At 65.3% G+C, this 20,980-nt stretch carries 25 protein-coding genes and 1 tRNA gene; 17 read left to right on the top strand and 9 right to left on the bottom strand.

The window, feature by feature from the left end:
• Nucleotides 1-17 precede the first annotated feature (17 nt).
• The 11 genes from AC1RJ5_RS17995 to AC1RJ5_RS17945 all read left to right on the top strand — a co-directional run bounded on the left by AC1RJ5_RS17995 (nt 18) and on the right by AC1RJ5_RS17945 (nt 6,658).
• Nucleotides 18-1,322 carry an AAA family ATPase gene (locus AC1RJ5_RS17995; RefSeq protein ID WP_493114867.1) on the top strand — a complete coding sequence of 435 codons (1,305 nt, stop codon included), beginning with the start codon at nt 18-20 and terminating at the stop codon, nt 1,320-1,322.
• Nucleotides 1,323-1,976 carry an RloB family protein gene (locus tag AC1RJ5_RS17990; RefSeq protein WP_493114865.1) on the top strand — a complete coding sequence of 218 codons (654 nt, stop codon included), beginning with the start codon at nt 1,323-1,325 and terminating at the stop codon, nt 1,974-1,976.
• Between the two features lie 103 nt (nt 1,977-2,079).
• Nucleotides 2,080-3,186, top strand: a complete 1,107-nt coding sequence (locus AC1RJ5_RS17985) for a hypothetical protein (protein ID WP_493114863.1) — start codon at nt 2,080-2,082, stop codon at nt 3,184-3,186.
• Nucleotides 3,171-3,617: a hypothetical protein gene (locus tag AC1RJ5_RS17980; protein WP_493114861.1), complete on the top strand. Its 447-nt coding sequence runs from the start codon at nt 3,171-3,173 to the stop codon at nt 3,615-3,617. The genes AC1RJ5_RS17985 and AC1RJ5_RS17980 overlap by 16 nt, the downstream gene beginning before the upstream one ends.
• A gap of 180 nt (nt 3,618-3,797) precedes the next feature.
• A complete protein-coding gene (locus AC1RJ5_RS17975) occupies nt 3,798-4,010 on the top strand; it encodes a cold-shock protein (protein ID WP_184169071.1) in 213 nt (70 codons plus the stop codon).
• Between the two features lie 98 nt (nt 4,011-4,108).
• Complete coding sequence (locus AC1RJ5_RS17970) at nt 4,109-4,318, top strand: hypothetical protein (RefSeq protein WP_493114858.1); 210 nt, start codon at nt 4,109-4,111, stop codon at nt 4,316-4,318.
• Nucleotides 4,315-4,470 carry a hypothetical protein gene (locus AC1RJ5_RS17965; RefSeq protein WP_269572771.1) on the top strand — a complete coding sequence of 52 codons (156 nt, stop codon included), beginning with the start codon at nt 4,315-4,317 and terminating at the stop codon, nt 4,468-4,470. The genes AC1RJ5_RS17970 and AC1RJ5_RS17965 overlap by 4 nt, the downstream gene beginning before the upstream one ends.
• Before the next feature lie 182 nt (nt 4,471-4,652).
• Nucleotides 4,653-5,186 (top strand): DUF3617 domain-containing protein, encoded by a 534-nt coding sequence (locus AC1RJ5_RS17960; protein WP_493114856.1) that lies wholly within the window; start codon nt 4,653-4,655, stop codon nt 5,184-5,186.
• Between the two features lie 92 nt (nt 5,187-5,278).
• Nucleotides 5,279-5,683: a hypothetical protein gene (locus AC1RJ5_RS17955; RefSeq protein ID WP_493114854.1), complete on the top strand. Its 405-nt coding sequence runs from the start codon at nt 5,279-5,281 to the stop codon at nt 5,681-5,683.
• 67 nt (nt 5,684-5,750) lie between these two features.
• The gene (locus tag AC1RJ5_RS17950) at nt 5,751-6,155 is read left to right on the top strand and encodes a glycine zipper 2TM domain-containing protein (protein ID WP_184169076.1); all 405 of its coding nucleotides are present in this window, start codon (nt 5,751-5,753) and stop codon (nt 6,153-6,155) included.
• 77 nt (nt 6,156-6,232) lie between these two features.
• Nucleotides 6,233-6,658, top strand: a complete 426-nt coding sequence (locus AC1RJ5_RS17945) for an OsmC family protein (protein ID WP_184169077.1) — start codon at nt 6,233-6,235, stop codon at nt 6,656-6,658.
• Nucleotides 6,659-7,848: 1,190 nt separating this feature from the next.
• Here AC1RJ5_RS17945 and AC1RJ5_RS17940 read toward each other — a convergent pair.
• Nucleotides 7,849-8,286, bottom strand: a complete 438-nt coding sequence (locus AC1RJ5_RS17940) for a cupin domain-containing protein (RefSeq protein ID WP_493114851.1) — start codon at nt 8,284-8,286, stop codon at nt 7,849-7,851.
• Nucleotides 8,287-8,392: 106 nt separating this feature from the next.
• Here AC1RJ5_RS17940 and AC1RJ5_RS17935 point away from each other — a divergent pair, with 106 nt between their 5' ends.
• The 5 genes from AC1RJ5_RS17935 (at nt 8,393) to AC1RJ5_RS17915 (ending at nt 11,695) form a co-directional block, all read left to right on the top strand.
• On the top strand, nt 8,393-8,752 hold the full coding sequence (locus tag AC1RJ5_RS17935) for a glycine zipper 2TM domain-containing protein (RefSeq protein ID WP_269572775.1): 360 nt from the start codon (nt 8,393-8,395) through the stop codon (nt 8,750-8,752).
• A 102-nt stretch (nt 8,753-8,854) separates the two neighbouring features.
• Nucleotides 8,855-10,030 carry a glycosyltransferase gene (locus AC1RJ5_RS17930; protein WP_269572776.1) on the top strand — a complete coding sequence of 392 codons (1,176 nt, stop codon included), beginning with the start codon at nt 8,855-8,857 and terminating at the stop codon, nt 10,028-10,030.
• Nucleotides 10,031-10,092: 62 nt separating this feature from the next.
• Entirely contained in the window at nt 10,093-10,251 is a 159-nt protein-coding gene (locus AC1RJ5_RS17925) for a hypothetical protein (protein ID WP_184169081.1), read from the top strand.
• Between the two features lie 77 nt (nt 10,252-10,328).
• On the top strand, nt 10,329-11,027 hold the full coding sequence (locus AC1RJ5_RS17920) for a hypothetical protein (RefSeq protein WP_342249573.1): 699 nt from the start codon (nt 10,329-10,331) through the stop codon (nt 11,025-11,027).
• A gap of 41 nt (nt 11,028-11,068) precedes the next feature.
• Nucleotides 11,069-11,695, top strand: a complete 627-nt coding sequence (locus tag AC1RJ5_RS17915) for a TMEM175 family protein (RefSeq protein ID WP_493114847.1) — start codon at nt 11,069-11,071, stop codon at nt 11,693-11,695.
• Nucleotides 11,696-11,698: 3 nt separating this feature from the next.
• On the opposite strand, the gene AC1RJ5_RS17910 is transcribed toward AC1RJ5_RS17915, so the two are convergent.
• The 5 genes from AC1RJ5_RS17910 to yajC all read right to left on the bottom strand — a co-directional run bounded on the left by AC1RJ5_RS17910 (nt 11,699) and on the right by yajC (nt 16,154).
• The gene (locus AC1RJ5_RS17910) at nt 11,699-12,817 is read right to left on the bottom strand and encodes a DUF3089 domain-containing protein (protein WP_493114845.1); all 1,119 of its coding nucleotides are present in this window, start codon (nt 12,815-12,817) and stop codon (nt 11,699-11,701) included.
• A gap of 62 nt (nt 12,818-12,879) precedes the next feature.
• A complete protein-coding gene (locus tag AC1RJ5_RS17905; RefSeq protein ID WP_342249576.1) occupies nt 12,880-13,251 on the bottom strand; it encodes an Mth938-like domain-containing protein in 372 nt (123 codons plus the stop codon).
• Nucleotides 13,252-13,255: 4 nt separating this feature from the next.
• The gene (gene secF, locus AC1RJ5_RS17900; protein ID WP_269572781.1) at nt 13,256-14,206 is read right to left on the bottom strand and encodes a protein translocase subunit SecF; all 951 of its coding nucleotides are present in this window, start codon (nt 14,204-14,206) and stop codon (nt 13,256-13,258) included.
• A gap of 14 nt (nt 14,207-14,220) precedes the next feature.
• Nucleotides 14,221-15,813, bottom strand: coding sequence for a protein translocase subunit SecD (secD, locus tag AC1RJ5_RS17895; protein ID WP_184169086.1), 1,593 nt, complete (start codon nt 15,811-15,813; stop codon nt 14,221-14,223).
• Nucleotides 15,813-16,154: a preprotein translocase subunit YajC gene (yajC, locus tag AC1RJ5_RS17890; protein ID WP_184169087.1), complete on the bottom strand. Its 342-nt coding sequence runs from the start codon at nt 16,152-16,154 to the stop codon at nt 15,813-15,815. Before yajC ends, secD begins: the two co-directional genes overlap by 1 nt.
• A 144-nt stretch (nt 16,155-16,298) precedes the next feature.
• Here yajC and AC1RJ5_RS17885 point away from each other — a divergent pair.
• Nucleotides 16,299-16,375: transfer RNA gene (locus AC1RJ5_RS17885), tRNA-Pro, on the top strand.
• A gap of 26 nt (nt 16,376-16,401) precedes the next feature.
• Here the strand turns inward: AC1RJ5_RS17885 and AC1RJ5_RS17880 are convergent.
• Genes AC1RJ5_RS17880 through galU form a run of 3 tightly spaced genes read right to left on the bottom strand, consistent with a single transcriptional unit; the run spans nt 16,402 to nt 20,797 of the window.
• The gene (locus tag AC1RJ5_RS17880) at nt 16,402-17,742 is read right to left on the bottom strand and encodes a hypothetical protein (RefSeq protein ID WP_269572782.1); all 1,341 of its coding nucleotides are present in this window, start codon (nt 17,740-17,742) and stop codon (nt 16,402-16,404) included.
• Nucleotides 17,743-17,754: 12 nt separating this feature from the next.
• On the bottom strand, nt 17,755-19,938 hold the full coding sequence (locus AC1RJ5_RS17875) for a polysaccharide biosynthesis tyrosine autokinase (protein ID WP_269572783.1): 2,184 nt from the start codon (nt 19,936-19,938) through the stop codon (nt 17,755-17,757).
• 1 nt (nt 19,939) lies between these two features.
• On the bottom strand, nt 19,940-20,797 hold the full coding sequence (galU, locus tag AC1RJ5_RS17870) for a UTP--glucose-1-phosphate uridylyltransferase GalU (protein WP_269572784.1): 858 nt from the start codon (nt 20,795-20,797) through the stop codon (nt 19,940-19,942).
• Nucleotides 20,798-20,980 lie beyond the last annotated feature (183 nt).

Here is a 20,980-nt window from a genome sequence, read left to right as displayed (position 1 = left end):
GCCGGGGAATCCTGATCATGCTGCTCGAATTTGAGCTAGAGAATGATGGCGCATTCGCGGCCAGCAGTTCCATAAGTTTGCTCGCTAGCAGGTTGCGGGAACAAGATGATGGACGCATCGTAGATATTGGCGATCCTGGCCACACTCGCGCGCTGACATCCGCACTCATTCTTGGGAAGAATGGGAGCGGGAAATCTACCCTTGTCCGCGCAATGAGTTTCGTTTCGTCGTTTGTTCGTACATCTGCGAACGAATCACGTAGAGGCGAAAAGATAAGTTACGAACCAAACCTTCTCGTTCCAGGCCTGGACCAAGAACCCACACGCTATCGCGTAACATTCTCCATGCGCGGCGTGGTATACGAGTTTGAATTCGCTCATAACCGCGAGCGCATCACTCATGAATCGCTTCAGGTTGCTGACCGCTCGGTTCGATTCCGCAAGATGTACCTTCGCCAATGGAACGAAGAATCTTCTAAATACATTTACAGTTTTGGCGAAGCCCTCTCTGGCCACCGGTCGGTATGGCAGGAAAATACTAGGGATAATGCTCTCTTCATTTCGACGGCTTGCCAACTGAATTCGGAAGACTTGCACCCCGCGCATGAATGGCTCAGCGACTACCTGAGAACTGCACAGATTTCATCTGACGGAACAGGTAGATTCACGGCAAAGAAATGCTTAGAAAACCCGGGCTTCCGTAAAAAGGTTGTAACCTTCTTACGGGCTATGGACATCAATGTTGACGATATCAACGTCAAGAAGGATTCCGTAGATCCCAAATTTATTAACTCTACGTTCGCCCCTGAATTCATTGAAATGATTACCAAGCAACTAGATAGTGACGAAATACTTACGTCAAATTTTAGGACGAGCTTCCTTAAAAAGAAGAGCGATGGCAGCACTGTAGAATTTCCCCTAGCAAAGGAATCCACAGGAACAGTTTCGCTTTTCAACCTCGCCGGACCTCTTTTTGCGTCCCTAGAGCACGGCTACTGCCTTCTAATTGATGAAATAAACACCAGCCTCCACCCACTAATCGTCTCATTTCTGATAGATCTATTTGCAGACGATAGGATTAATTGTCGCCGCGCTCAATTGATTTTCACCTCCCATGACACCAGCGTTCTTTCACGCCGTAAGATGCGGCGCGATCAGGTTTGGGTCATAGAAAATACAAGCAGCGGAGCCGATCTAGTCCCTCTATCCGATTTCTCACCCCGCCGAGAGGAAGCTCTTGATAAAGGCTACCTTGGTGGGCGATACGGCGGGATACCCGTCGTTACTCCAGCACTCTTGCGCAACGAATTTTGCGAGGAATAGTTGCCCAGAAAGACCCTCCGAGAGCTGCGTCGCAGAGGTCCAGTCAGACAGCCAAGGCTACGTATCCTGGTTGTTTCTGAGGGACAAAAAACGGAGGGAATTTACCTATCCCTCTTTGTCCAAGACTTACGCGCGGCGAACGTGCACATCGATATTATGGGCCGAGAATGCGGCTCCGATCCGCTCACCGTCGTAGAATTTGCGAAGGCGAAATTCAAATCCGATTCGGGATATGACTTATGTTATTGTGTCATAGACCGCGATGACCACCCAATAAATCGATACAACGCAGCCACGCAGCTCTCCCATTCGATCAACGATAGGCATAAAAGTAGAGAATTCTATGCAATCACATCGGACCCATGCATAGAATTCTGGTTTCTACTACACTTTACCTACTGCAGAGCTCCATTCGTCTCCGAAGGTAAAAAATCTAGAGCAGACACAGCGACTGAAAAGCTTAAAAAATATTTACCAAATTACACAAAAACTGACAGAGATTGTCTTTCGAAGCTCACCCCACTCACACAAAACGCCATAGATAACGCCACGAAAGCTTACGCTGACGCACAGAATACAGGTGAACCTAATCCTTCGACTATGATGCACTTGCTCGTAAAGCGAGTTCTTTCAGAGACCCAGAAGAAAAATTAATTGGCCCACTCTAAAAAGAACAAACCAAAAACAAACCGCTGTCCTACAGCCCCCCTTCCAGCATATCTGACCGGTCCTCAACCAAACCGAGAGGACCGCCACCATGACCAAGCATCAGGAATTCCTGCCGCCCTATGGCGACCCGGACGTGATCGCCCTGCCCGTCGACGAGTACACCAAATCCCCCTCGCAGCGGATCGCCGGCTGGTCCGGCGCCAGCCAGGCGAAGTTCCTGCGCGCGATCGCCGAGGGGGCCACGGTCGGCCAGGCGTGCCGGCTGGTCGGGCTCAGCCAGCAATCGGCCTATGCCTTCCGCCTCTCCACGCGCGGCGCGCAGTTCAAGCTCGGCTGGGAAGCCGCCGCGCTCCATGCCCGCAACGTGCTGGCCGATGCGCTGATGGAGCGCGCGCTCCACGGCAATATCGAGACGATCACCCGCCCCGACGGCAGCGAGGTCGAGCGCCACCGCTTCGACAACCGGCTCGGCATGGCGATGCTCAACCGGCTCGATCGCCTGGCCGACAAGGCGGCGCGGGAAACCACCCATGCCGCCGCTCGCCTCGTCGCGCAGGAGCTCGATGCCTATCTCGAGCTGCTTGGCCAGGATGCCGGCCCGGCGCGCGCCGGCCTGTTCCTCGCGCGGCGGATCGAGCCGGCCGGCGAGGACGACCTTGCGCCGATCCGCACCCTCGCCCGCGCCGATCGCTGGCTGCGCACCCACACCGACCTTGCCGAGCCGCTGGCCGATCTCGATCCCGCCGCCCGCGACCAATGGTCCGCCGCCGACTGGGCCCGCGCCGAAGCCGCCGGGCTGGTCGAGATCGCCCCCGCGCCCGCACGCATGGAGACTCAAGCGATTCAAGATTTCCCCGAGGCCCCCGACACGCCCGAGGACGACCCCCGCGTCTGGTGGGACAATCACGACGAGAAGTGGCGCACCGATTTCCCGCCGCCCGCGGATTTCCACGGCGAGGAGGACGGCGACTATGGCGAGGAGGATTATTCGCGCGAGCTGACCGTCGAGGAAGAGGAACTGGTCGAGGCACCGCGCCTGGCCGAGATCGCGGCGCAGCGCGTGGCCGAAGGCGCAGCCCGCGATCGCTGGTTCGCCGTGCTCGCCACGCCGCATGTGCATGCCTCTGGCGCCGCCGCCGTCACCGGCTACACTGGCCCCGGGGAAGAGGGGACAGGCGCATGCCCGAGCAGCTGACACCGGAGGATCTCGAGCGCATCGCGCGGATCGAGGCAGAGACCGCGGCGCGGGCGGCGCGCGAGAATGAGGGGATCGCCGGCGCAAAGGTCATGTACGCGGTGATCTGCTTCGTCTTCTGCTTCCCCTTCCTGATCTATCCGCTGCTGGCGATCTGGCTCGGCCATCTTCCGGCACGCTTCACCGCCTGGATCTGGCCGGCGATGCCGTTCGTGATGGTGGCGCTCGTCCTGGCCGCGGGCATCTGGCTGCGCGGCCGGCTCAAGCTGCCCAATGGCTGGGAGTTCGAGGGACGACGGCTGCGTATCCTGCTGGTGGCGGCGGTGCTGGCGCCCTTGGTGCTCAGCCTCGCCTGGGCGCTGCTCAAGGGGCCGTTCTGGGCGCTGGTACAGTCCAATCCCTTCCTCGCGGAAATGCTCGACGGCTATTGAGCATGGCACGGGGAAGAAAAAGCCACCCCTTGTATTGCGGCGCCGGCACCCCATCTAACATCTGCTACAGTCGCACATCGACGGTTTTCGGCGCTTTGCGGCCCCTCTTCCTTCCTTCTGCCCCTTGCAGCGCGAGGTCCGCTCGCACTGGGCGCGGCCGATAACACAAGGAAGAATCGCATGAGCCACACCGGAACCGTCAAGTTCTTCGACGCAGTCAAGGGCTTCGGCTTCATTACGCCGGACGGCGGGAACCAGGACCATTTCGTCCATATCTCCGCCGTCGAGCGTTCGGGGCTGGGCACGCTCAGCCAGAACCAGCGCGTGAACTATGAGCTGGAGAACGACAAGCGCGGCCGGGCATCGGCAGCGAACCTGTCGCCGGCTGAATAACGGACACCGAACAGGCGGCCTCGGCCGTCCGGCGGCGTCCCCAAAGTCCCCCTTTAGGGGGCGCCGCCACCCCACGTCCTCTCTTGGAGAACGCACAAGTGGCAAACCAACCCGATTACCGGGCTCAGGCGGCGAAATGCCGTGCCGAGGCCGAGGCAGCGGCGCTCGACAATGTCCGCGAACAGCGGCTGCGGGCAGAGGCGGCCTGGCTCGATATGGCGCTCCGCCAGGAACAGGTCGCCCGCTCGCGCATTGCACGAGAGGCGGCAAGTCCGGCCGTCCAGACAATAACACAGGAAACTACATGAACTTTTTCAATCGCGTACACGAAACTCAGATTACCCGCGGTGCGAGCAAGCCTTTCGAGGCCTTTGTCCCGCTCCACCGCCGTCTCTTCCCCCTCGATGCCAGGCGTCAGCGCGCCATTGCCCGCGCCGCTGTGCTCGAGGTGCTCGGCTAACCAGGCCGGCATTTTCCGGGGCCTTCGACCGGCCCCGCCCAGCATTCGCTTCGTCCCCGGCGCATCCGCCCGTCCGGTCTCAGACCGCGACCAGCCGAGCGCAGCGGTGGTTCGCTCCCGTCCCCATGGCGCCTATGTTCCGGCCCGGGGCGGGGCAAATCCTAAGCAACAAGGGGATGTCCATGAAGCGTATCGCTGTTCTGCTGCCGGTGATCCTGGCAGCCTGCAATTCCGGTCCCAGCGTCACCGCAACCAATGCCTCGGTCGAGGAAGTCTCGAACAAGGTGGCGGCGGCGCAAGGGTCCGGCAATTTCATTTCGCCGGGCCAGTGGACCAGCACGGCCAAGGTCAATCTCGAGATGCCGGGCATGGACAAGATGCCGCCCGAGACCGTGCAGAAGATGAAGGAAGCGGCGAGCAAGGGGGTCGAGGCGACCACCTGCGTCACCGAAGCCGATGTGAAATCTCCCAAGGCGGCGATGTTCGGCGGCGACCAGAGCTGCCGCTATGACCACTACACCATGGCCGGCGGCACCATCGACGCCAAGCTGACCTGCGAGGCGCAGGGCCAGAAGCGGGTGATGACGGTCAAGGGCACCTATTCGGCCGACAGCTACCACATCGAATCCACGGCGGAGGCCGGCCCGATGGGCAAGATGTCGTCGACCATCGACGCCAAGCGCACCGGCGAGTGCACGGGCAAGGAGAAGAGCTGAGCGGAGATCTTGGTTTGGGTCGGCGGGGCCTCGGAACAGTCGCCCCGCCCGCCCGTTCTGGCCGAAACACTCTGAGGTAACGAGGAATTTCAATGGCCACCACCCGCAAGCCGAGCAGCAATCCGACGCCAGCCAAGCGCACCCCGGCGAAGCGCGGCACCACCGCCGCCGCCAAGAAGCCCGCGGCCCGCAAGGCCAAGGCCCCGGCGGCGAAGGCGCCGGCACCGGCGCCCCGCTCGGCCCACACCGCCGGCATCGCCGCCATCGGCGCGCTCGCCGTCACGGTGCTGGGAGCAGCCGCCTTCGGGGCATGGCGCATCTTCCGCCGTCCAAGCGAGGGCATCGTTCCGACGGACCTGCTCGGCGACACGCATTCCGACGGGTCGGAGCGGGCCATCGACGCCTTCCGCCCCGATCCCACCGCCCCGGTGCCGGCCTCGGAGCGCGAGCAGTTCCGCCCTGCCCTGGCTACCGCCGGGATGGACGTAAACTCATGATGCAGGCGAAACTTTTCTGCCTTCCCATGCATTCCGCAAGCGAGCGGGTTCATGGAGGAGAGACAAGATGCGCACCCTGATCCTCGGCCTCGCCGCGGCGACGGCGCTGGCCGGCTGCACCGAATATGGCGCCGGCCCCGGCAGCGGTTATTCTGGCTATCGGGACTATGACTATAACCGCCCGGACCCCGCCTATAACGGCTATTATGCCGACCGCTATTACCGCGAGGGCCGCAACTATCGCGAGCAGCGACTGAGCCGGAATGACCGGGTCTATCGGGGCCAGGACGGCCGCTATTATTGCCGCCGCTCGGACGGCACCACCGGCCTGGTGGTCGGCGCGGCGGCCGGCGGCGTGCTCGGCGCGATCATTGCCCCCGGTGGCTCGGAAGTGCTCGGCGCACTGATCGGCGCGGCGGCCGGCGGCGCGGTCGGCACCTCGGTCGACAAGGGCGAGGTCCGCTGCCGCTGATTACTCAAAAGGGTAGCCTTCAAGCCGGGCCCCCGACGCCCTAGATTGGGGGTCCGGCCAAGAGGGAGACCGAGAAGATGACGACCCGTACCGCGACTGCCCGCTACGAAGGCTTCGGCAAGGAGGGCAAGGGCCACATCACCACCCAGTCCGGGGTGCTGACCGACCAGTTCTACGGCTTCAACACGCGTTTCGGCGATGAACCCGGCACCAATCCGGAAGAACTCGTCGCCGCTGCCCATGCCGGCTGCTTCACCATGGCGCTCAGCTTCGCTTTGGCCCGGGCCGGGTTCAGCGAAGGCTCGCTGGAGACCAGCGCCGCCGTGAAGCTCGAGCAGGATGGCGACGGCTTCACCATCACCCGCTCGGACCTGACGCTCAAGGCCAGCGTCCCGGGCTTGGCCCAGGAACAGTTCGAGGCCCTGGCCGCCGGCGCCCATGCCAATTGCCCGGTCTCCAAGCTGCTCAAGGCCGAGAGCAAGCTCGACGCTACCCTGGTCTGATCGAGCCCCTTGCAATGTAGGATTTCGGCTGCTCCACCATGGCGGTGGAGCAGTCGGTCCGATCTCATTCCCTGATCTTTTGCGCGACGCGGACGGAAGGTCCGTGCGCAATACCTGTCCGCGATCTATCCGTGCCCCGGCGCTTTTACTTGTTCCCCGGCGAAGGCCGGGGCCCAGTTTCAGCGCAGCTGGTTGGGGCGGTCAAACCTATCCGGCGACATGGCAACTGGGCCCCGGCCTTCGCCGGGGAACAAGGATGCAATTGGACTAGGTCGGTCTCCATCTGCCCAAACGCCTCTCTCCTCATTCGGAAACCACCGACCCCAAACGCAAAAGGGGCCCGGCATTGCTGCCAGGCCCCGTGTCGCCGGACTGCTGCCGTGGACCCGGACGGATCTTCGGCATGGTTTCGGCGGCTCCTCGGCCCGCGCCGGCAAGGGCAAGCGAGCTTCGGTCCGGTCGTCGAGGCTGGCCGTTCTCCACGCGTCCCGAGGGAAGCGCTGCGGTTACCAGCCTCGGCGGCCCGCTTCGTCTCTCCGGCCGGGACCGGAAATCGGAAGCAATGTTCGGATGCTGTTGCTCCGCTCGATCCGCTCCGTCCTTCCACCCTGCTTGCGCAGGACTTCCGGCTGGCCAAATCTCCCGGCGGTCCGTTCCTTCGTTCCCGGATCCGGCCGCTTGCGCGCCCATCCCAGCGAACCAGGGTTCCGCACCCTTTCCGTATCGTCCGTCCGCATCGGGCCATGCTTGCGCATCGCCTTCCGCTTCCGCTCCGGAGCCCATTTGCATGGACCCGTCACTCGCACTTCCACCAGCACTTGCGTGCCGCTTTCCGTGCTCGCCTCCAGCCACACTTGCGTGCCGCTCTCGGCTTCCACGACGCACCCTGCTTGCGCAGGATAGGTCGCTTCCCGGTCGATCCGGGCTCCGGCGTCCCTCAAGATCTTGGCAGCGCCTGGGCGGCACTTCGATCCTGCGACATTCCGGGGCTTCGCATCCCCGAGCCGTTCCCGAATGCGGTTTCCCGAAGGCACCTGCACCGTTTCCGGCCCGTGTAAGCTTCTGATCTTGCTTTGGTTTCCCGCCGCCGGACTGTTCCGCTTACAGTTATGATGGTGTCATCGAACCCGAGTCGCGCAAAGTGGAAAACAGGCCTGCAGACTTGTGCAAACTGTGGATAACGTGGACAACTAGGTAATATTATTACACGGAGACCAGTTGGGAGGCGCCAATTCGAACCCGGCGAAATCGAAGCCTGGCACGACGATGCAGCTCACCAGCGCCCATCCATGTGGCGCTTCGGTCGCCTGCCAACGACTCGCCGGGACCAAGCACTGGGGCGCATAGCCTTGGGTGGGGTCGCCGCCAAGCCGGGTCGTCACCGGATTCTCATCGGCGGCGTCCGCGATGTGGAGATCGAGCGGGCTGCCGGCGTGCCACAGCCACCATTCCTCGGCATCGACCCGGTGCCAGTGCGAGCGCTGCCCCTGCTCGAGCAGGAAATGGATGGAGGTTCCCTTGGACCGCCCATTGCTCCCGGGCGCGGCCCGCCAGGTCTCGCGGTACCAGCCACCCTCGGGATGCGGCATCAAACCGAGCTTTTCGATGATCGCCTTGGCGGGATCCATTGCCTTCCTTTCCGATGAACGGCACGTAGTTTTGCGTTCATGAAACCTGATCTGGATCAGGAACGTTACGTTGCCGGTTTATCCATAAGTGCAGCAGGAGTGAGACATGCGTAAACTGATTCTGGCGCTCGGCGCCCTTGCCGTGGCGGTGCCCACGGCCAGTGTCCTTCCCATCGCGGCCAATGCCGCACCGGCCGCCAAGGCCGGCATCGGCAGCGACTTCGCCCCGCAGCAGCGCTACCGCAAGCGCTACGCCTATCGCGAGTGGCAAGGCCGTGACGGCCGCCGCTATTGCCGCAAGCCCAATGGCACCACCGGCCTGGTGGTCGGCGGCGTGGCGGGCGCGCTGGTCGGCCGCACCATCGACACCCGCGGTGACCGCACCGTCGGCACGCTGCTCGGCGCCGCTGCCGGCGCAGTGGCTGGCCGCGAGATCGAGCGGAGCGGCGATCGCAAGTGCCGCTAAGCACCGTCTAGGAATGCGGAACGACCCGCCTGGCGAACGCGCCGGGCGGGTCGTTTTCGATGGGGACCGGCCTGTTAACCCCTGTCTGCTAGAGCGGGGGCCATGCTCCGCGTACTTGTCCTCTCCACGCTCTTCCCCGATGCGTCGCGTCCCAATTTCGGCATTTTCGTCGAGCGGCAGACGCTGTCGCTGGCCGAGCGGAGCGATGTCGAAGTCCGCGTCGTCGCGCCGCGGGGCCTGCCGCCCGGCCCGCTGGCCTGGCTCGGCCGCTATTCCCGCCTCGCTGCCCAGCCGGCCCGGGAGCAGTGGAAGGGGCTGACGGTCGACCGTCCCCGCTTTCTAAACCTGCCCGGCACCGGCGGCCGCTTCCACGCCCGTGCCATGGCAGCCGCGCTGACGCCGCTGTTGCGGGAGATTCGCAAGGACTTCCCCTTCGACGTGATCTCGGCCGAATTCTTCTTCCCCGACGGCCCTGCGGCCATCCTGCTCGGCCGCCGCTTCCATGTGCCCGTGTCGATCAAGGCGCGCGGATCGGACATGCATGACTGGGGCCGACGCCCCGGCATCGGCAAGCAGGTCATCGCCGCCGGCCAGGCAGCGGACGGCGTGCTCGCGGTCAGCGAAGCGATGCGCGACGACATGATCGCCATGGGGGTGCCGGGAGAGAAGATCGAGACGATCACCACCGGCGTGGACCTGACCCGCTTCACCCCTCGCGACCGCACCGAAGCCAAGGCGGCACTGGGCGTCTCCGGTCCCCTCGTCCTCTCGGTCGGCGCGCTGATCCCGATCAAGGGGCATGACATCGTCATCGACGCCATCGCCACCCTGCCCGGCGTCACCCTGTGGATCGCCGGCGAAGGCGGCGACCGCAAGCGGCTGGAGGCGCACGTCGACCGGCTGGGTCTGGGCGACCGGGTGAAGCTGCTCGGCTCCGTCCCGCCGGACCGCGTCGCCGCCGCGCTCGCCGCCGCCGACGCGATGGCCCTTGCCTCGGAGCGCGAGGGCCTGGCCAATGCCTGGCTCGAGGCGCTGGCGAGCGGCACGCCCGTCGTCATCCCCGATGTGGGGGGCGCCCGCCAGGTCGTGACCAGCCCGGTCGCCGGCCGGATCGTCGCACGCACCCCCGCCGCCTTCGCCAGCGCGCTTGGCGCGTTGATCGCCGCCCCGCCGCATGCCGCGGACACCCGCGCCATCGCTGCGCCCTTCACCTGGGCCGCTAACAGCGCCCGCCTCCACGCCTTTCTCCGTCGCCTCGCAGACCAGCGCGTCGCCTAGCGAGGGAACCGCCTTGCCGTGCCCACCGTTCGTGCCCGGGGCATGACGGAGAGAGAAAGACGATGAACCCCTTTCGTACCCTGCCCGAGCCTGCCGCCGATGCGCCGCCGCTCGTCTATTATATCCTGCCGCCCGAGCAGGATGCCGAGGCCCCGATCGGCCCCGGCGACCTGGAGATCGAATTCGAGTTCGAAGCCGATTCGGACGCCGATGACGAATGAGCCATTTCCGCGTTGACTAGCCCGCGCCGCTCCCTGACATTCATGACAGTCAAGTTACCAGCGGCGGAGACCGAGTGATGGCGGGCAAGAAGGACAAGAAGGCCGGCGAGACCAAGCCGGAGAAGAAGGGCTTTCTCCCCAAGAGCATCGCCGGGATGAAATTGCCCAAGGAGCTGCGCAAGCAGCTCGATGCGCTCGCGAAGCACCCTGTGGTGAACGACCTGCTCGCCGCGGGCCTCGTGGCGCTCGCCGCCAAGCTCAAGCCGAGCGAGAAGGCGGAGCCGGCAGCGGAAGCCGCCCCGGCGCCCGCGCCTGAACCGGTCGCAGCGCCCGCACCGGCAGCAACTGCTGCCAAGCCAGTGGCGAAACGGGTGCGCAAGCCGGCGGGCACCGCCGCGAAGCCCGCTGCCAAGGCTCCCGCGAAGACCGAGGCCAAGCCTGCCGAAAAGGCACCCGCCAAGGCCCCGGCAAAGCCGGCCACCGCCAAGCCGGCAGCGGCGAAGGCCCCGGCCAAGTCCGCAACGCCCAAGCCCGCAGCCAAGGCTGCGACGGCCAAGGCACCCGCTGCCAAGCCCGAAGCGAAGCCGACGGCGACCAAGACTGCGGCCAAGCCCAGGACGGCGGCCGCCAAGCCGGCCCCCGCACCCGCTGCGACCGCGGAAGCGGAGAAGCCCGCGCCCAAGCCGCGCAAGCCCGCCGCCGCCAAGGCACCGGCCGCCACCCCGCGCGCCACGACGCGCCGCACCAAGTCGACATCGCCCAAGACGACGCGCTGATCGGCTGCTAGGGCACGCGCCGAATCAAACAGGGGGTAATGATGGAAGACAAGCCGCACGCCGCGGGGCCGGCGCACGGGCTGGAGCGCATGGCGTTCTTTTCAGACGCCGTGTTCGCGATCGCGATCACGCTGCTGGTGATCGAGATCCATGTGCCGCATGTCGAGGCACCCTATACCGATGCTGCGTTCCTGCATGCGCTTGGCGAGGTACGGGCAAACTTCCTCGGCTTCTTCATCTCCTTCTTCGCGATCGGCCTGTTCTGGATCGGGCATCACCGCGCCTTTGCCTGCGCCCGTCACTGGACGCCGAAACTGTTCCTGCCCAACCTGTTGCTGCTCTGCTCGATCGCGGCAATGCCCTTCTTCACCGCCTTCTCCTCGGAATATTATGGCCACCGGGTGCCGGCCGCCTTTTATTGCGGCTGGATGGTGGTGATCTCGATCTTCAACATCCTGGTCCAGCGCATCCTCACCGCCCCGCCGGTACTCGACGAGCAGCTGCCAGCCGAGCAGTCACGGATGATCCGCCAGCGCGGGCTCGCCGCGCTGCTCGGCTCGCTGACCGCCTTCGTCACCAGCCTGTTCGTGCCGCCGCTCGGCCAGGTCGCGCTGATCACCATCCCGCTCTGGCGGCTGCTGATCACCCGGCTAGCGCTGGCACGCTGAAGTTCAGCGCTGCTTCGCCCAGGCGCGATATTGCCGGGCGCTGAGATCGACCAGATCGCCCTGCATCAGGTTCATGTCGATCAGATGCAGGCCCCAGTCCTTGAGGATGGTGGTGCCCAGCTTCACGTCACCCTGGATCGTATCGGTGCGTGGATCATTGGGATCGGCATTCACCGTCACCGCCAGATAGTTGAACCCGTCCCTGCTGACGCATTCGACGGATAGCAGGCCGGGTACGCTGACGAACGGCGTCGTCACCGGCGCGCCGTCTTTGCTCCACGCCTCGGCCGGGCCCTGCACCATCATGTTGCCGCCGGCATTGAGATAGGCATGCGCCATCGCCTTGCCCCCGCCGAGCGCTGCCGGGTTAGTGCAGCCCGCCTCGACGCCCGGACGGTCGCCCTTGCCGAAGCGCGTATTGGGTGGCGGCGGTGAATCAGCGCGGAAGCTGGCATAGGTGACCACGCAGCTCGCCTGGTCCGCGCTGCGGCACAGCGGGACGGTCGGGAATACGCCGCCGACCGCCTTGCCAATCGGCACCGGTACCGAGCTGCCGATCAGCATCGCCGAGACCAGCTGCTTCTGCGCCGGCTTGCCATCGATCGCGGTGGCAACCAGCCGGGTGAGGATCAGCGAGCCCTGGCTATGTCCGATCAACACGACGCCGCGGCCCTTGTTGTCATGGGCCATATAATCGTCCCAGGCCGCTTTCACGTCGTTGAACGCGAGCTCCCGGTCGATGGCGGGCTGCCCGCCGCCGATCAGGTTGCGCAGCGCCGTGAGCGTCACCTGGCGATAGACCGGGGCGAACACCCGGCAATTGGCGCCGAACCGGGCCGCCTGGAACTGCGCGACCCGCTTCTCCTCGGGCCCCGGCATCAGGTCGCTGTTCGGCGTCGCATCCACCGAGATGGTCGGGTAGACGTAGAAACAGTCGAACTTCGGGGCCTTTGCCGCCTTGAAAGGCTCGAGCGTGCGCTTGCCGTCGGCCGCGACTACGGTGGTGGAGAGATCGGCGGTGCACGCATCCTGGCGCCCGGGGCGGCAGAGCCAGTTGGCCTCGTTGCGATAGTCGGGCGTATCCGTCCCGGCAGCCATCGCCAGCGCAAGCGCGAGAATCATGCGTGCATCCCTCCCCTGTTTGGAAGGAGCATAGCCGTGCATTCCCCCGCAGGGGAATGGGCTCAATCCAGCGGGTAGAGCGCCCCGGCGATCCAGCGCAGTTCGGCGCGCAGAACGCCCCAGGCGCGGGCGGCGGCGCGGCTGTCCATTGCTTCCACGCCGATGCCCTTGGCCGCCAGCGCCTCGGTCAGCGCACGTGGCGCGCGAACCAGCGACTTGCCCGTGCCCAGCACCAGGAATTCCGGCTTGGGGTCCAGCCCGAGCACCGGTGCCAGATCGGCCTCGGTAAGCTCGGCGATCGGCGGCGGCGTCCAGCCATCGGCGCGCTCGGGGGTAATCAGCAGCCCCTCGTACACGCCTTCATCGACGCGGAACCCGCGCCCGGAGAAGCCGGAGATGACCGGCCCCTCCGCGCTGGCGCGCTTCACTTCCATCCGCTTAGCCGACGCGCTCTGCGCCGCTCGCGGCGTTCGGCTTCTCCTCGCGCGGCCCGGGCTTGAGGCCCAGCGTGATCAGCAGCGACGAGGAAACATAGATCGACGAATAGGTGCCGACGACGATGCCCAGCATCATCGCCGCGGTGAAGCCGCGCAGCACCTCACCGCCGAAGATCAGCAGCGACGCGAGCGCAAGCATGATCGTCAACGAGGTCATCACGGTACGCGGCAGCGTCTCGTTCACCGAAAGGTCGATGAGCTCGCTCATCCCCATCTTGCGGTACTTGCGCATGTTCTCGCGGATACGGTCGTCGATCACCATCTTGTCGTTGATCGAGTAGCCGATGATGGTCAGCACCGCCGCGACGATGTTCAGGTCGAACACCAGCTGGGTCAGCGCGAAGAAGCCCAGCGTCATCAGCACGTCGTGGATGATCGCCACCGCGGTCGAGATACCGAACTGCCACTCGTATCGGAACCACGAGAAGATCGCGATGCCGATGATCGCCAGCAGCACGGCCAGGATACCGTTCTGCACCAGCTCGCCCGACACCTTGCCCGACACGGTGGAATAGTTGGTGAACTCGGCGCCGAACTTGCTCTTCAGCGCAGCCTTCACCGCTTCCACCATGGTGTTGGTCGCCGCCGGATCGCTCGATTCCGGTACCGGCAGGCGCACGGTCACCGTGGTCTTGTCGCCCAGCTGCTGGAGCGCGGCCTCACCGAAGCCGAGATGGTTCACCGTCGAGCGCACCTGATCGAGGTGCGGCTCGCTGGGGAACTTCTCCTCGATCGACACGCCGCCGACAAAGTCGACACCCATGTTGAGGCCGTGGATCCCAACCAGCGCAACCGCCGCGACCGTCAGGAACGCGGTGATCGCAAAGGCGATGTGGCGGACGCGAACGAACCCGATGTTCGTGTTGTCCGGGATGATCTTGAGGAGCCGCATGGCGCGTCGCTTCCTTAAATGTTGATTTCGGTCGGCCGATTACGGCGCAACCAGATCGTGACGAGCATGCGAGTGAACACGACGGCGGTGAACACCGAAGTCGCAATGCCGATCAGCAGCACGACCGCGAAGCCACGCACCGGGCCGGAGCCCAGGATCATCATGATGACACCGGCGATGGCGTGCGTCACGTTGGCTTCGAAGATCGTGCGGCTGGCTTCCTTGTAGCCCAGTTCGATCGACTGGGTCACCGTCCGCCCGCGCCGGCGCTCTTCGCGGATACGTTCGTTGATTAGCACGTTGGCGTCCACCGCCGTGCCGATCGTCAGCACGAAGCCGGCGATGCCGGGCAGCGTCAGCGTGGCGTTGAGCAGGCCCATCACGGCCAGGATGACCAGCACGTTGATGACCACCGCCAGCGTCGCATAGATGCCGAAGCGGCCATAAGTGAGGATCATGAAGGCGATCACGGCGATGACCGCGATGATCGAGGCGGTGATGCCGGCACGGATGGAGTCGGCACCGAGCTCGGGGCTCACTGTCGATTCCTGCACGACCTTGAGCTTCACCGGCAGCTTGCCCGAACGCAGCGCGATCGCGAGCTGGTTGGCGCTCTCCACGGTGAAGCCGCCGTTGATGACGGCGCTGCCGCCGAGGATCGGCTCGTTGATGTTCGGAGCCGAGATCACGACGCCGTCGATGATGATCGCGAACGGCTTGCCGCTATTCTCCTGCGTCACCTTGGCGAAGCGCTTCGAGCCTGCGCCGTTGAGCTGCAGCGTGACGCCCGGGGCGCCGGTCTGCTGGTCATAGGTCTGCTTGGCATCGACGAGCATGTCGCCGCTGATCATCACCTGCCGCTGCACGGCGACCTTGGCGCCGTTCTGATAGGGCAGGATCACGTCGCCGGCGGGTGCTTCGCCGCGCTGCACGGCGTTCTGGTCGGCGTTGACGTCGACCAGGCGGAACTCGAGCACCGCGGTCTGGCCGATCAGCGCCTTGAGCGCGGTCGGGTCCTGCAGGCCGGGGACCTGCACGACGATACGGTTGCTGCCTTCGCGCACCACGGTCGGCTCGACCGTGCCCAGCGCGTTGATGCGGTTCTCGATCACTTCGCGGGCATCGCCCATCGCGGTGTCGATCGCTTCCTTGATCCCCGCGTCGGTCGGCGTCAGCACGAACTGCGACGAGTTGACCACAGCGACGTCCCACTGGCGCTGGCCGGTGGTGCCGACGCCGGTGCCGGTGATCGCGAGCAGCTTCTCGCGTGCCGCGTCCACCTTGGACGGGTCGCGCACCATAAAGCTGACCTTGCCGCCCTGGACCGAGATGTCGCCGATGTCGACCTTGGGGTCCTTGCGCATTTCGGCACGGACCTGATCCTGCATCTGCGTCAGCTTGGCCTGGCGCACGTCATCGGTGTTCGCCTCAAACAGCAGGAAGCTGCCGCCGGCCAGGTCGAGGCCGAGGTTGATCGCGGGCTTGGGCACCCAGCTCGGCCAATGGTCGCGCGCGCTCTTCGGGAAGAAGCTCGGCACCGACAGCGCGATCATGATCGCGATGCCGGTGAGGATCGTGATGATCTTCCAGCGGGGAAAGTCGAGCATCAGTCGTTCGCGGGCTTGGCGCCACCGGCGGGCATCACGCTGGTGAGCGTGGCCTTGATCGCGCGGACCTTCACGTTCGGGGCGAGTTCGATCTCGACCTCGGTCTCGTCGACCTTAGTGACCTTGCCGACAAGACCGCCACCGGTGACGACCTGGTCGCCCTTCTTCACGGCGTTCACGGCGTTCTGAAGATCCTTCATCCGCTTCTGCTGCGGGCGAATCATCAGGAAGTAAAAGGCGACGAAGATGAGGACGAGCGGCGCGAGTCCGAGGATTCCGCCCATCGGGTTGGCTTGTCCTGCCGCGCCTGCGGCCTGTGCATGTGCTGGCGTGATGAGCATGGGATCCTGATTATAGCTATCGTGGGCGGTGGAATCCGCCTCCGTTCAAGCGCGGCGCGCTAACATGCGGCACAGGTCGGCGCAACTATTGTCGCCAATGGCTTGCATCCCGCGCCGGACCGGCCTAGAGGCCCCAACCTCGGTCGGGGCGTAGCGCAGCCTGGTAGCGCATCACACTGGGGGTGTGGGGGTCGCAGGTTCGAATCCTGTCGCCCCGACCATTACAACAAAATCGCCGGATACGCCCTCAGGGCCAGGCTAGGCGCAGCGGCGCCGGCCGCGGCATCGCCGCCGTCCGCGCCGCGTAGATCGTGTAGCCGCACAGCACCCCGTACAGCGCCAAACCCTCCACCTGCCAGAACGGCATCGTCGCCATGTTGAGCAGGAAGAAGGCGAAATGCGCCGCGATCAGCTTGAAGCGCTCGCCGCGCGCCGAGATTGCCGCCGCGAACATCGTCACCCATAGCCCGAGCATTGCCGCCACGCCGAACCAGCCCAGGTCGTAGAGCGTGCCGACCAGCGTGTTGTGCGGATAGACCTTGAACAGCCCCACCCAGCTTTCCGGCCCGAAGCCGATCAGATGCTGGAGCGGCGTGCCGTCCGCCCAGGCATAGATATAGCTGCTCCAGATCAGCGGGCGGGCCGACATCACCTGGCGCTCGAGATAGTCGAAGTCGCGCGGCGGCTTGATGAGGGCGGTGGGGTCCGAAAGGAACGCCCCCAGATCAGCGAACTTGGCGCTGTAGAGCAGCACCGCCACCGACACGAGCAGGAAGCCCGCCACCGCCGCGGTCACCGCCATCGGCGCGCGCTGGTCGCGGCGCACGCTCAGCGTCAGCCCGCTCAGGAAGGTCGCCAGCGCAAGCGGGGCCAGCGCAAGGATCGTGGTGCGGTAGCCCGCGAGCACGATGCCGATCAGGATAGCCAGCAGGAAGCCGAATCGCACCGCCCTGGGCGCCGATTTGGCGAAGGCGCCGACCAGGAAACCGGTCATCAGCGCGACCGAGAAGGCGGCCTCATGATTGTAGCCGCCGATCCAGACCAGCCCATCGCCATCCTCGGACCCCTTGGGCAGATGCAGCACCACCGACAGCGCCTGGAATACGAGCAGCGGCAGGAAGGATATCATCGCCCAGCTCAGGAACCGCGCCTCGGGATCGATGCGCAACGCCTGGAACACCGCGATCGCGATCACGATCAGATAGGCATATTTGACACCGGCATTGATCCCGCCCGCCGGATCGCCGTTCAGCACGGCGCTCAGCAGGGCCAGCACCACCAGCAGATAGACCGGCAGCAGCCATTTGAGCGCGAGATTGGCCGGCCGCACCACGAACAGCAGCCCGAACGCGGTCACCCCGATCGAGAGCAGCGCATTGCCCGAAAGCCCCGCCGCCAGCGGCTTGAACATGTAGAGGTGATAGGCACCGGCGATGTAGCGCAGCCATAGCGCCACCACGACGAACGCGCCGGCCATGCTGCCGGCCCGCCGCGCGCCGATGACCAGGGGCACCAGCAGCAGCGCCGTGACCGGCAACAGGATACCGAGCCCGAAGGCAGGGCCGTAGGGGAGGGATTCGGTGTTCACGGGGCCGGGCGATCAATCCGCGTAATAGTGGCGGTAGGTCTTCAGGAAGGTGCCGCCATCCTCGTACCCGGCCCGCTCCTGCTCGCGTACATCGACCAGGGTCAGCACCGCGCCCAGCATCTCGGCATGGACGTCGTAGAGCCGGCGCAGCGCCACCGACGCCGCCTTGGACGGCGTCCTGCGCCAACGCACCAGGAACACGACGCCGTCCGCCATGCTGGCGATCACCCGCGCCTCGTCGACCGGCAGCACCGGCGGCGTGTCGAGGATCACCAGGTCGTAGCGCTCGCGTACCTGCTCGAGCAGCTCGGCCAGCCGCGGGCTCTCGGCCAGGCTGATGCCCTTCGAATCGAGCCGCTGCGGCAACAGGCAGGCATTGGACAGGCTGTCCTTGACGATCGCCTGCTCCAGCGTCGCCTGCCCGGCCAGCACTTCGTCCAGGCCCAGCTTCACATTGTCGGTGAATTGCCGGCTGGAGGCACGGCGCCGTGCATCGGCATCGATCAGCAGCACCTTGCCGCCCGCCGCCGCCACCGCCCGGGCCAGGCCCATCGCGGTGGTCGTCTTGCCCTCTCCCGGCACCGAGGAAGTGATCGCGACCACCCGGATCGGCTTGGTTGCCTCGGCGAACTGGATCGAGGTGCGCAACGTCCGGAACGCCTCGGCAAAGGTCGATTGCGGTCGCTTGAGCAGCAGCTCCGCCGGCGGCGCGGGCGGCCCGGTCTTGCGATAGCCCGGCAGCGTGTTCGCATCCGGGATGCTCGCCAGCGTCGGCAAGGCGAGCATCTTCTCGATCGCGTCGCCGCTTTCCATGCCACGCTCCAGCAGCTGGAGCAGCACGACGAGCAGCACGCCCACGCCCAGTCCGCCAACCACGGCCATCGCCGCATAGATCAGCTTGTTGGGCGAGCTCGGCGCACCCGGCACCCGGGCACGGCTGACGATATAGGAATCGCTGCGCTCCAGGCCCGATTGCGCCACCGTCTGGCGATAGCGGTCGAGGAACGCCTGGTAGAGCGTCCGCGCGGATTCGGCGTTGCGCTCCAGCTCGTTGAGCCGGACCGAGGCTTCATTGTCGCTCGCCAGCTTGCCCTGCGACTGCGCCACCGAACCCGCGAGCGATGCCGCACGCTGGTTAGCGATATTCGCCTGGATCGAGACATTGGCGACGATGCGCTGCACCTCGGCCGCGATCGCCTGGTCGGCGACGCGAAGCTGGCTCTGCGCACGGACCAGCTCGGGATGACGCGGTCCGTAGCGTTTCTCCAGCGCCGCCACTTCGCGCGCTACCTCGGCGCGCTGCGAGCGCAGCTGGCTCACCACCGGCGAATCGAGCGAATCGCCCAACTCCTCGCCACTCCGCCCGCGCTGCAGCTGCGACTTCGCCGCCGAGAGCCGGGCCTGGGCCGCGGCATTCTCCGCCTTGGCCTGGGCCAGCTGGGTCGACAGGCCGGAAAGCTCCTGCTGCGTCACCGTCGAGGAATTGGAGACCGCGAACAGCGCGTGCGCCGCACGATAATCGGCCACTGCGCGCTCGGCATTCTGCACCTGCACGCGGAGCTGCTGCATCCGCTGCTCAAGGAACTTGCGCGCGCGCTGCGTCGCATCGGCCTTGGAGCCGGTCTGGCCCGAAATATAGTCGTCGACCACCGCATTGGCGATCTGCGCCGCCTGCACCGGTGTGCTGCCCTCGAAGGTCACGCTGATCGCATAGGACAGGCCATCCCGCTTCACCGTCAGCCCGCCGAGCAGCGTGCCGATCGCGCGCTGCCGCCCGATCAGGTCGGGCTGGGCCGGCGCCGGCTGGCCGGCCTCTACGGCCTTGTTGAACGCTGGATCGCGATCGAGATGCAGACGATCAACCACTCGCCCGAGCAGTTCGGGCGAGCGCAGCGCCTGCACCTCGGTATCGACCGCCGCCGAATCGGGATCGGTGGTGGGCACCACCGAATCGACGTTGATCACGCGCTCGGCAGTGCGCTCCAGCGCAACCTGTGCGGTCGCCTGATAACGCGGCTCCGCGACCAGATAGGCCGCGGCAGCCACCACGAGCGCAGTGAGCATCGCAGTGCACAGCACCAGCCAGCGCCGCCGCAGGACGGCGCCGACATGCCGCAGGTCGATCAGTGCGCCGCGATCGACCTGCGGATCGGCATCAGGGCGCGGCGGCGGCAGGCGCCTCGTGATCGCGTCCATGTCACGCCGTGGCCATGAAGGCGCGGACCGCCGGAGCAAGGTCCGGCCGGGAGAGCGCCATTGCCAGCGTCGCGGTCACGAAACCGCTCTTGTCGCCGCAATCATAGCGCTTGCCCTGGAAGGTCACGCCATGGAACGGCTGCTGGCCGATCATCCGCGCCAGCGCATCGGTAAGCTGGATTTCGCCGCCCGCGCCTTCTTCCTGGCTGGCCAGCAGGTCCATGACCTCGGGCTGCAGGATGTAGCGGCCGATCACCGCCAGCGTGGAGGGTGCGACTTCGGGCGCCGGCTTCTCGACCAGCCCCTTCACTTCGGTGATCGCGCCGGACCGCGCGCCCGGCGTGACGATCCCGTATTTCCGGGTGTCCTCGGCCGCGACTTCCTCGGTGCAGATCAGGTTGCCGCCAAGCTCGGCATAGGCGTCGATCATCTGCTTCAGGCAGCCCGGCTCGCCCATCATCAGGTCGTCGGGCAACAATACCGCGAAGGGCTCGTCGCCGACGATCCGCCGCGCGCACCACACCGCATGGCCAAGACCAAGCGGCTCCTGCTGGCGCACGATGGTGATGTCGCCCGGCGAAGTCCGGGTGCCATCAAGAATATCGAGCGACTTGCCACGCCGCGTCATCGTCTCTTCGAGTTCGAACGCATGATCGAAATGGTCGTCGATCAGGCTCTTCCCGCGACTCGTCACGAAAATGAACTGCTCAATTCCTGCCTCGCGCGCCTCATCGACGGCATATTGGATCAGCGGCCGGTCAACGACCGGGAGCATTTCCTTGGGCATCGACTTGGTGGCGGGCAGGAACCGGGTTCCGAGGCCACCAATCGGGAAAACTGCTTTGCGTACTCTTCGCATCTTCCACCCTTTCATGGTTGCTGGGTCCCCCCGGAAAGACCAGCATCAACCATCAGGGCGAGACGACCTCGCAGATACTCAACACGCCAGTTGGATCTGCGAACTCGATCACCTCGCCTGACTTCATGATGCTGGGCCATTACGCTGCGTTGCAGCAAGAGCCCGGCGTCCAAGCGTGGCCAA

This window comes from Sphingomonas sp. GW822-FHT03G08 (assembly GCF_058801135.1).
Note: the sequence above shows the minus strand (reverse complement) of the source record. Positions and strands in the feature narration are given on the sequence as shown.

Bases quoted from the DNA above. Each gene is read 5' to 3' on its own strand.
- AC1RJ5_RS17975 (WP_184169071.1), top strand. From the start codon at position 3,798: ATGAGCCACACCGGAACCGTCAAGTTCTTCGACGCAGTCAAGGGCTTC.
- AC1RJ5_RS17985 (WP_493114863.1), top strand. From the start codon at position 2,080: ATGACCAAGCATCAGGAATTCCTGCCGCCCTATGGCGACCCGGACGTG.
- AC1RJ5_RS17950 (WP_184169076.1), top strand. From the start codon at position 5,751: ATGCGCACCCTGATCCTCGGCCTCGCCGCGGCGACGGCGCTGGCCGGC.
- yajC (WP_184169087.1), bottom strand. From the start codon at position 16,154: ATGCTCATCACGCCAGCACATGCACAGGCCGCAGGCGCGGCAGGACAA.
- AC1RJ5_RS17935 (WP_269572775.1), top strand. From the start codon at position 8,393: ATGCGTAAACTGATTCTGGCGCTCGGCGCCCTTGCCGTGGCGGTGCCC.
- AC1RJ5_RS17920 (WP_342249573.1), top strand. From the start codon at position 10,329: ATGGCGGGCAAGAAGGACAAGAAGGCCGGCGAGACCAAGCCGGAGAAG.
- AC1RJ5_RS17955 (WP_493114854.1), top strand. From the start codon at position 5,279: ATGGCCACCACCCGCAAGCCGAGCAGCAATCCGACGCCAGCCAAGCGC.
- secF (WP_269572781.1), bottom strand. From the start codon at position 14,206: ATGCGGCTCCTCAAGATCATCCCGGACAACACGAACATCGGGTTCGTT.
- AC1RJ5_RS17960 (WP_493114856.1), top strand. From the start codon at position 4,653: ATGAAGCGTATCGCTGTTCTGCTGCCGGTGATCCTGGCAGCCTGCAAT.
- AC1RJ5_RS17945 (WP_184169077.1), top strand. From the start codon at position 6,233: ATGACGACCCGTACCGCGACTGCCCGCTACGAAGGCTTCGGCAAGGAG.
- AC1RJ5_RS17930 (WP_269572776.1), top strand. From the start codon at position 8,855: ATGCTCCGCGTACTTGTCCTCTCCACGCTCTTCCCCGATGCGTCGCGT.
- AC1RJ5_RS17905 (WP_342249576.1), bottom strand. From the start codon at position 13,251: ATGGAAGTGAAGCGCGCCAGCGCGGAGGGGCCGGTCATCTCCGGCTTC.
- AC1RJ5_RS17965 (WP_269572771.1), top strand. From the start codon at position 4,315: ATGAACTTTTTCAATCGCGTACACGAAACTCAGATTACCCGCGGTGCG.
- AC1RJ5_RS17940 (WP_493114851.1), bottom strand. From the start codon at position 8,286: ATGGATCCCGCCAAGGCGATCATCGAAAAGCTCGGTTTGATGCCGCAT.
- AC1RJ5_RS17915 (WP_493114847.1), top strand. From the start codon at position 11,069: ATGGAAGACAAGCCGCACGCCGCGGGGCCGGCGCACGGGCTGGAGCGC.
- AC1RJ5_RS17875 (WP_269572783.1), bottom strand. From the start codon at position 19,938: ATGGACGCGATCACGAGGCGCCTGCCGCCGCCGCGCCCTGATGCCGAT.
- AC1RJ5_RS17910 (WP_493114845.1), bottom strand. From the start codon at position 12,817: ATGATTCTCGCGCTTGCGCTGGCGATGGCTGCCGGGACGGATACGCCC.
- AC1RJ5_RS17925 (WP_184169081.1), top strand. From the start codon at position 10,093: ATGAACCCCTTTCGTACCCTGCCCGAGCCTGCCGCCGATGCGCCGCCG.
- secD (WP_184169086.1), bottom strand. From the start codon at position 15,813: ATGCTCGACTTTCCCCGCTGGAAGATCATCACGATCCTCACCGGCATC.
- AC1RJ5_RS17995 (WP_493114867.1), top strand. From the start codon at position 18: ATGCTGCTCGAATTTGAGCTAGAGAATGATGGCGCATTCGCGGCCAGC.
- AC1RJ5_RS17980 (WP_493114861.1), top strand. From the start codon at position 3,171: ATGCCCGAGCAGCTGACACCGGAGGATCTCGAGCGCATCGCGCGGATC.
- galU (WP_269572784.1), bottom strand. From the start codon at position 20,797: ATGCGAAGAGTACGCAAAGCAGTTTTCCCGATTGGTGGCCTCGGAACC.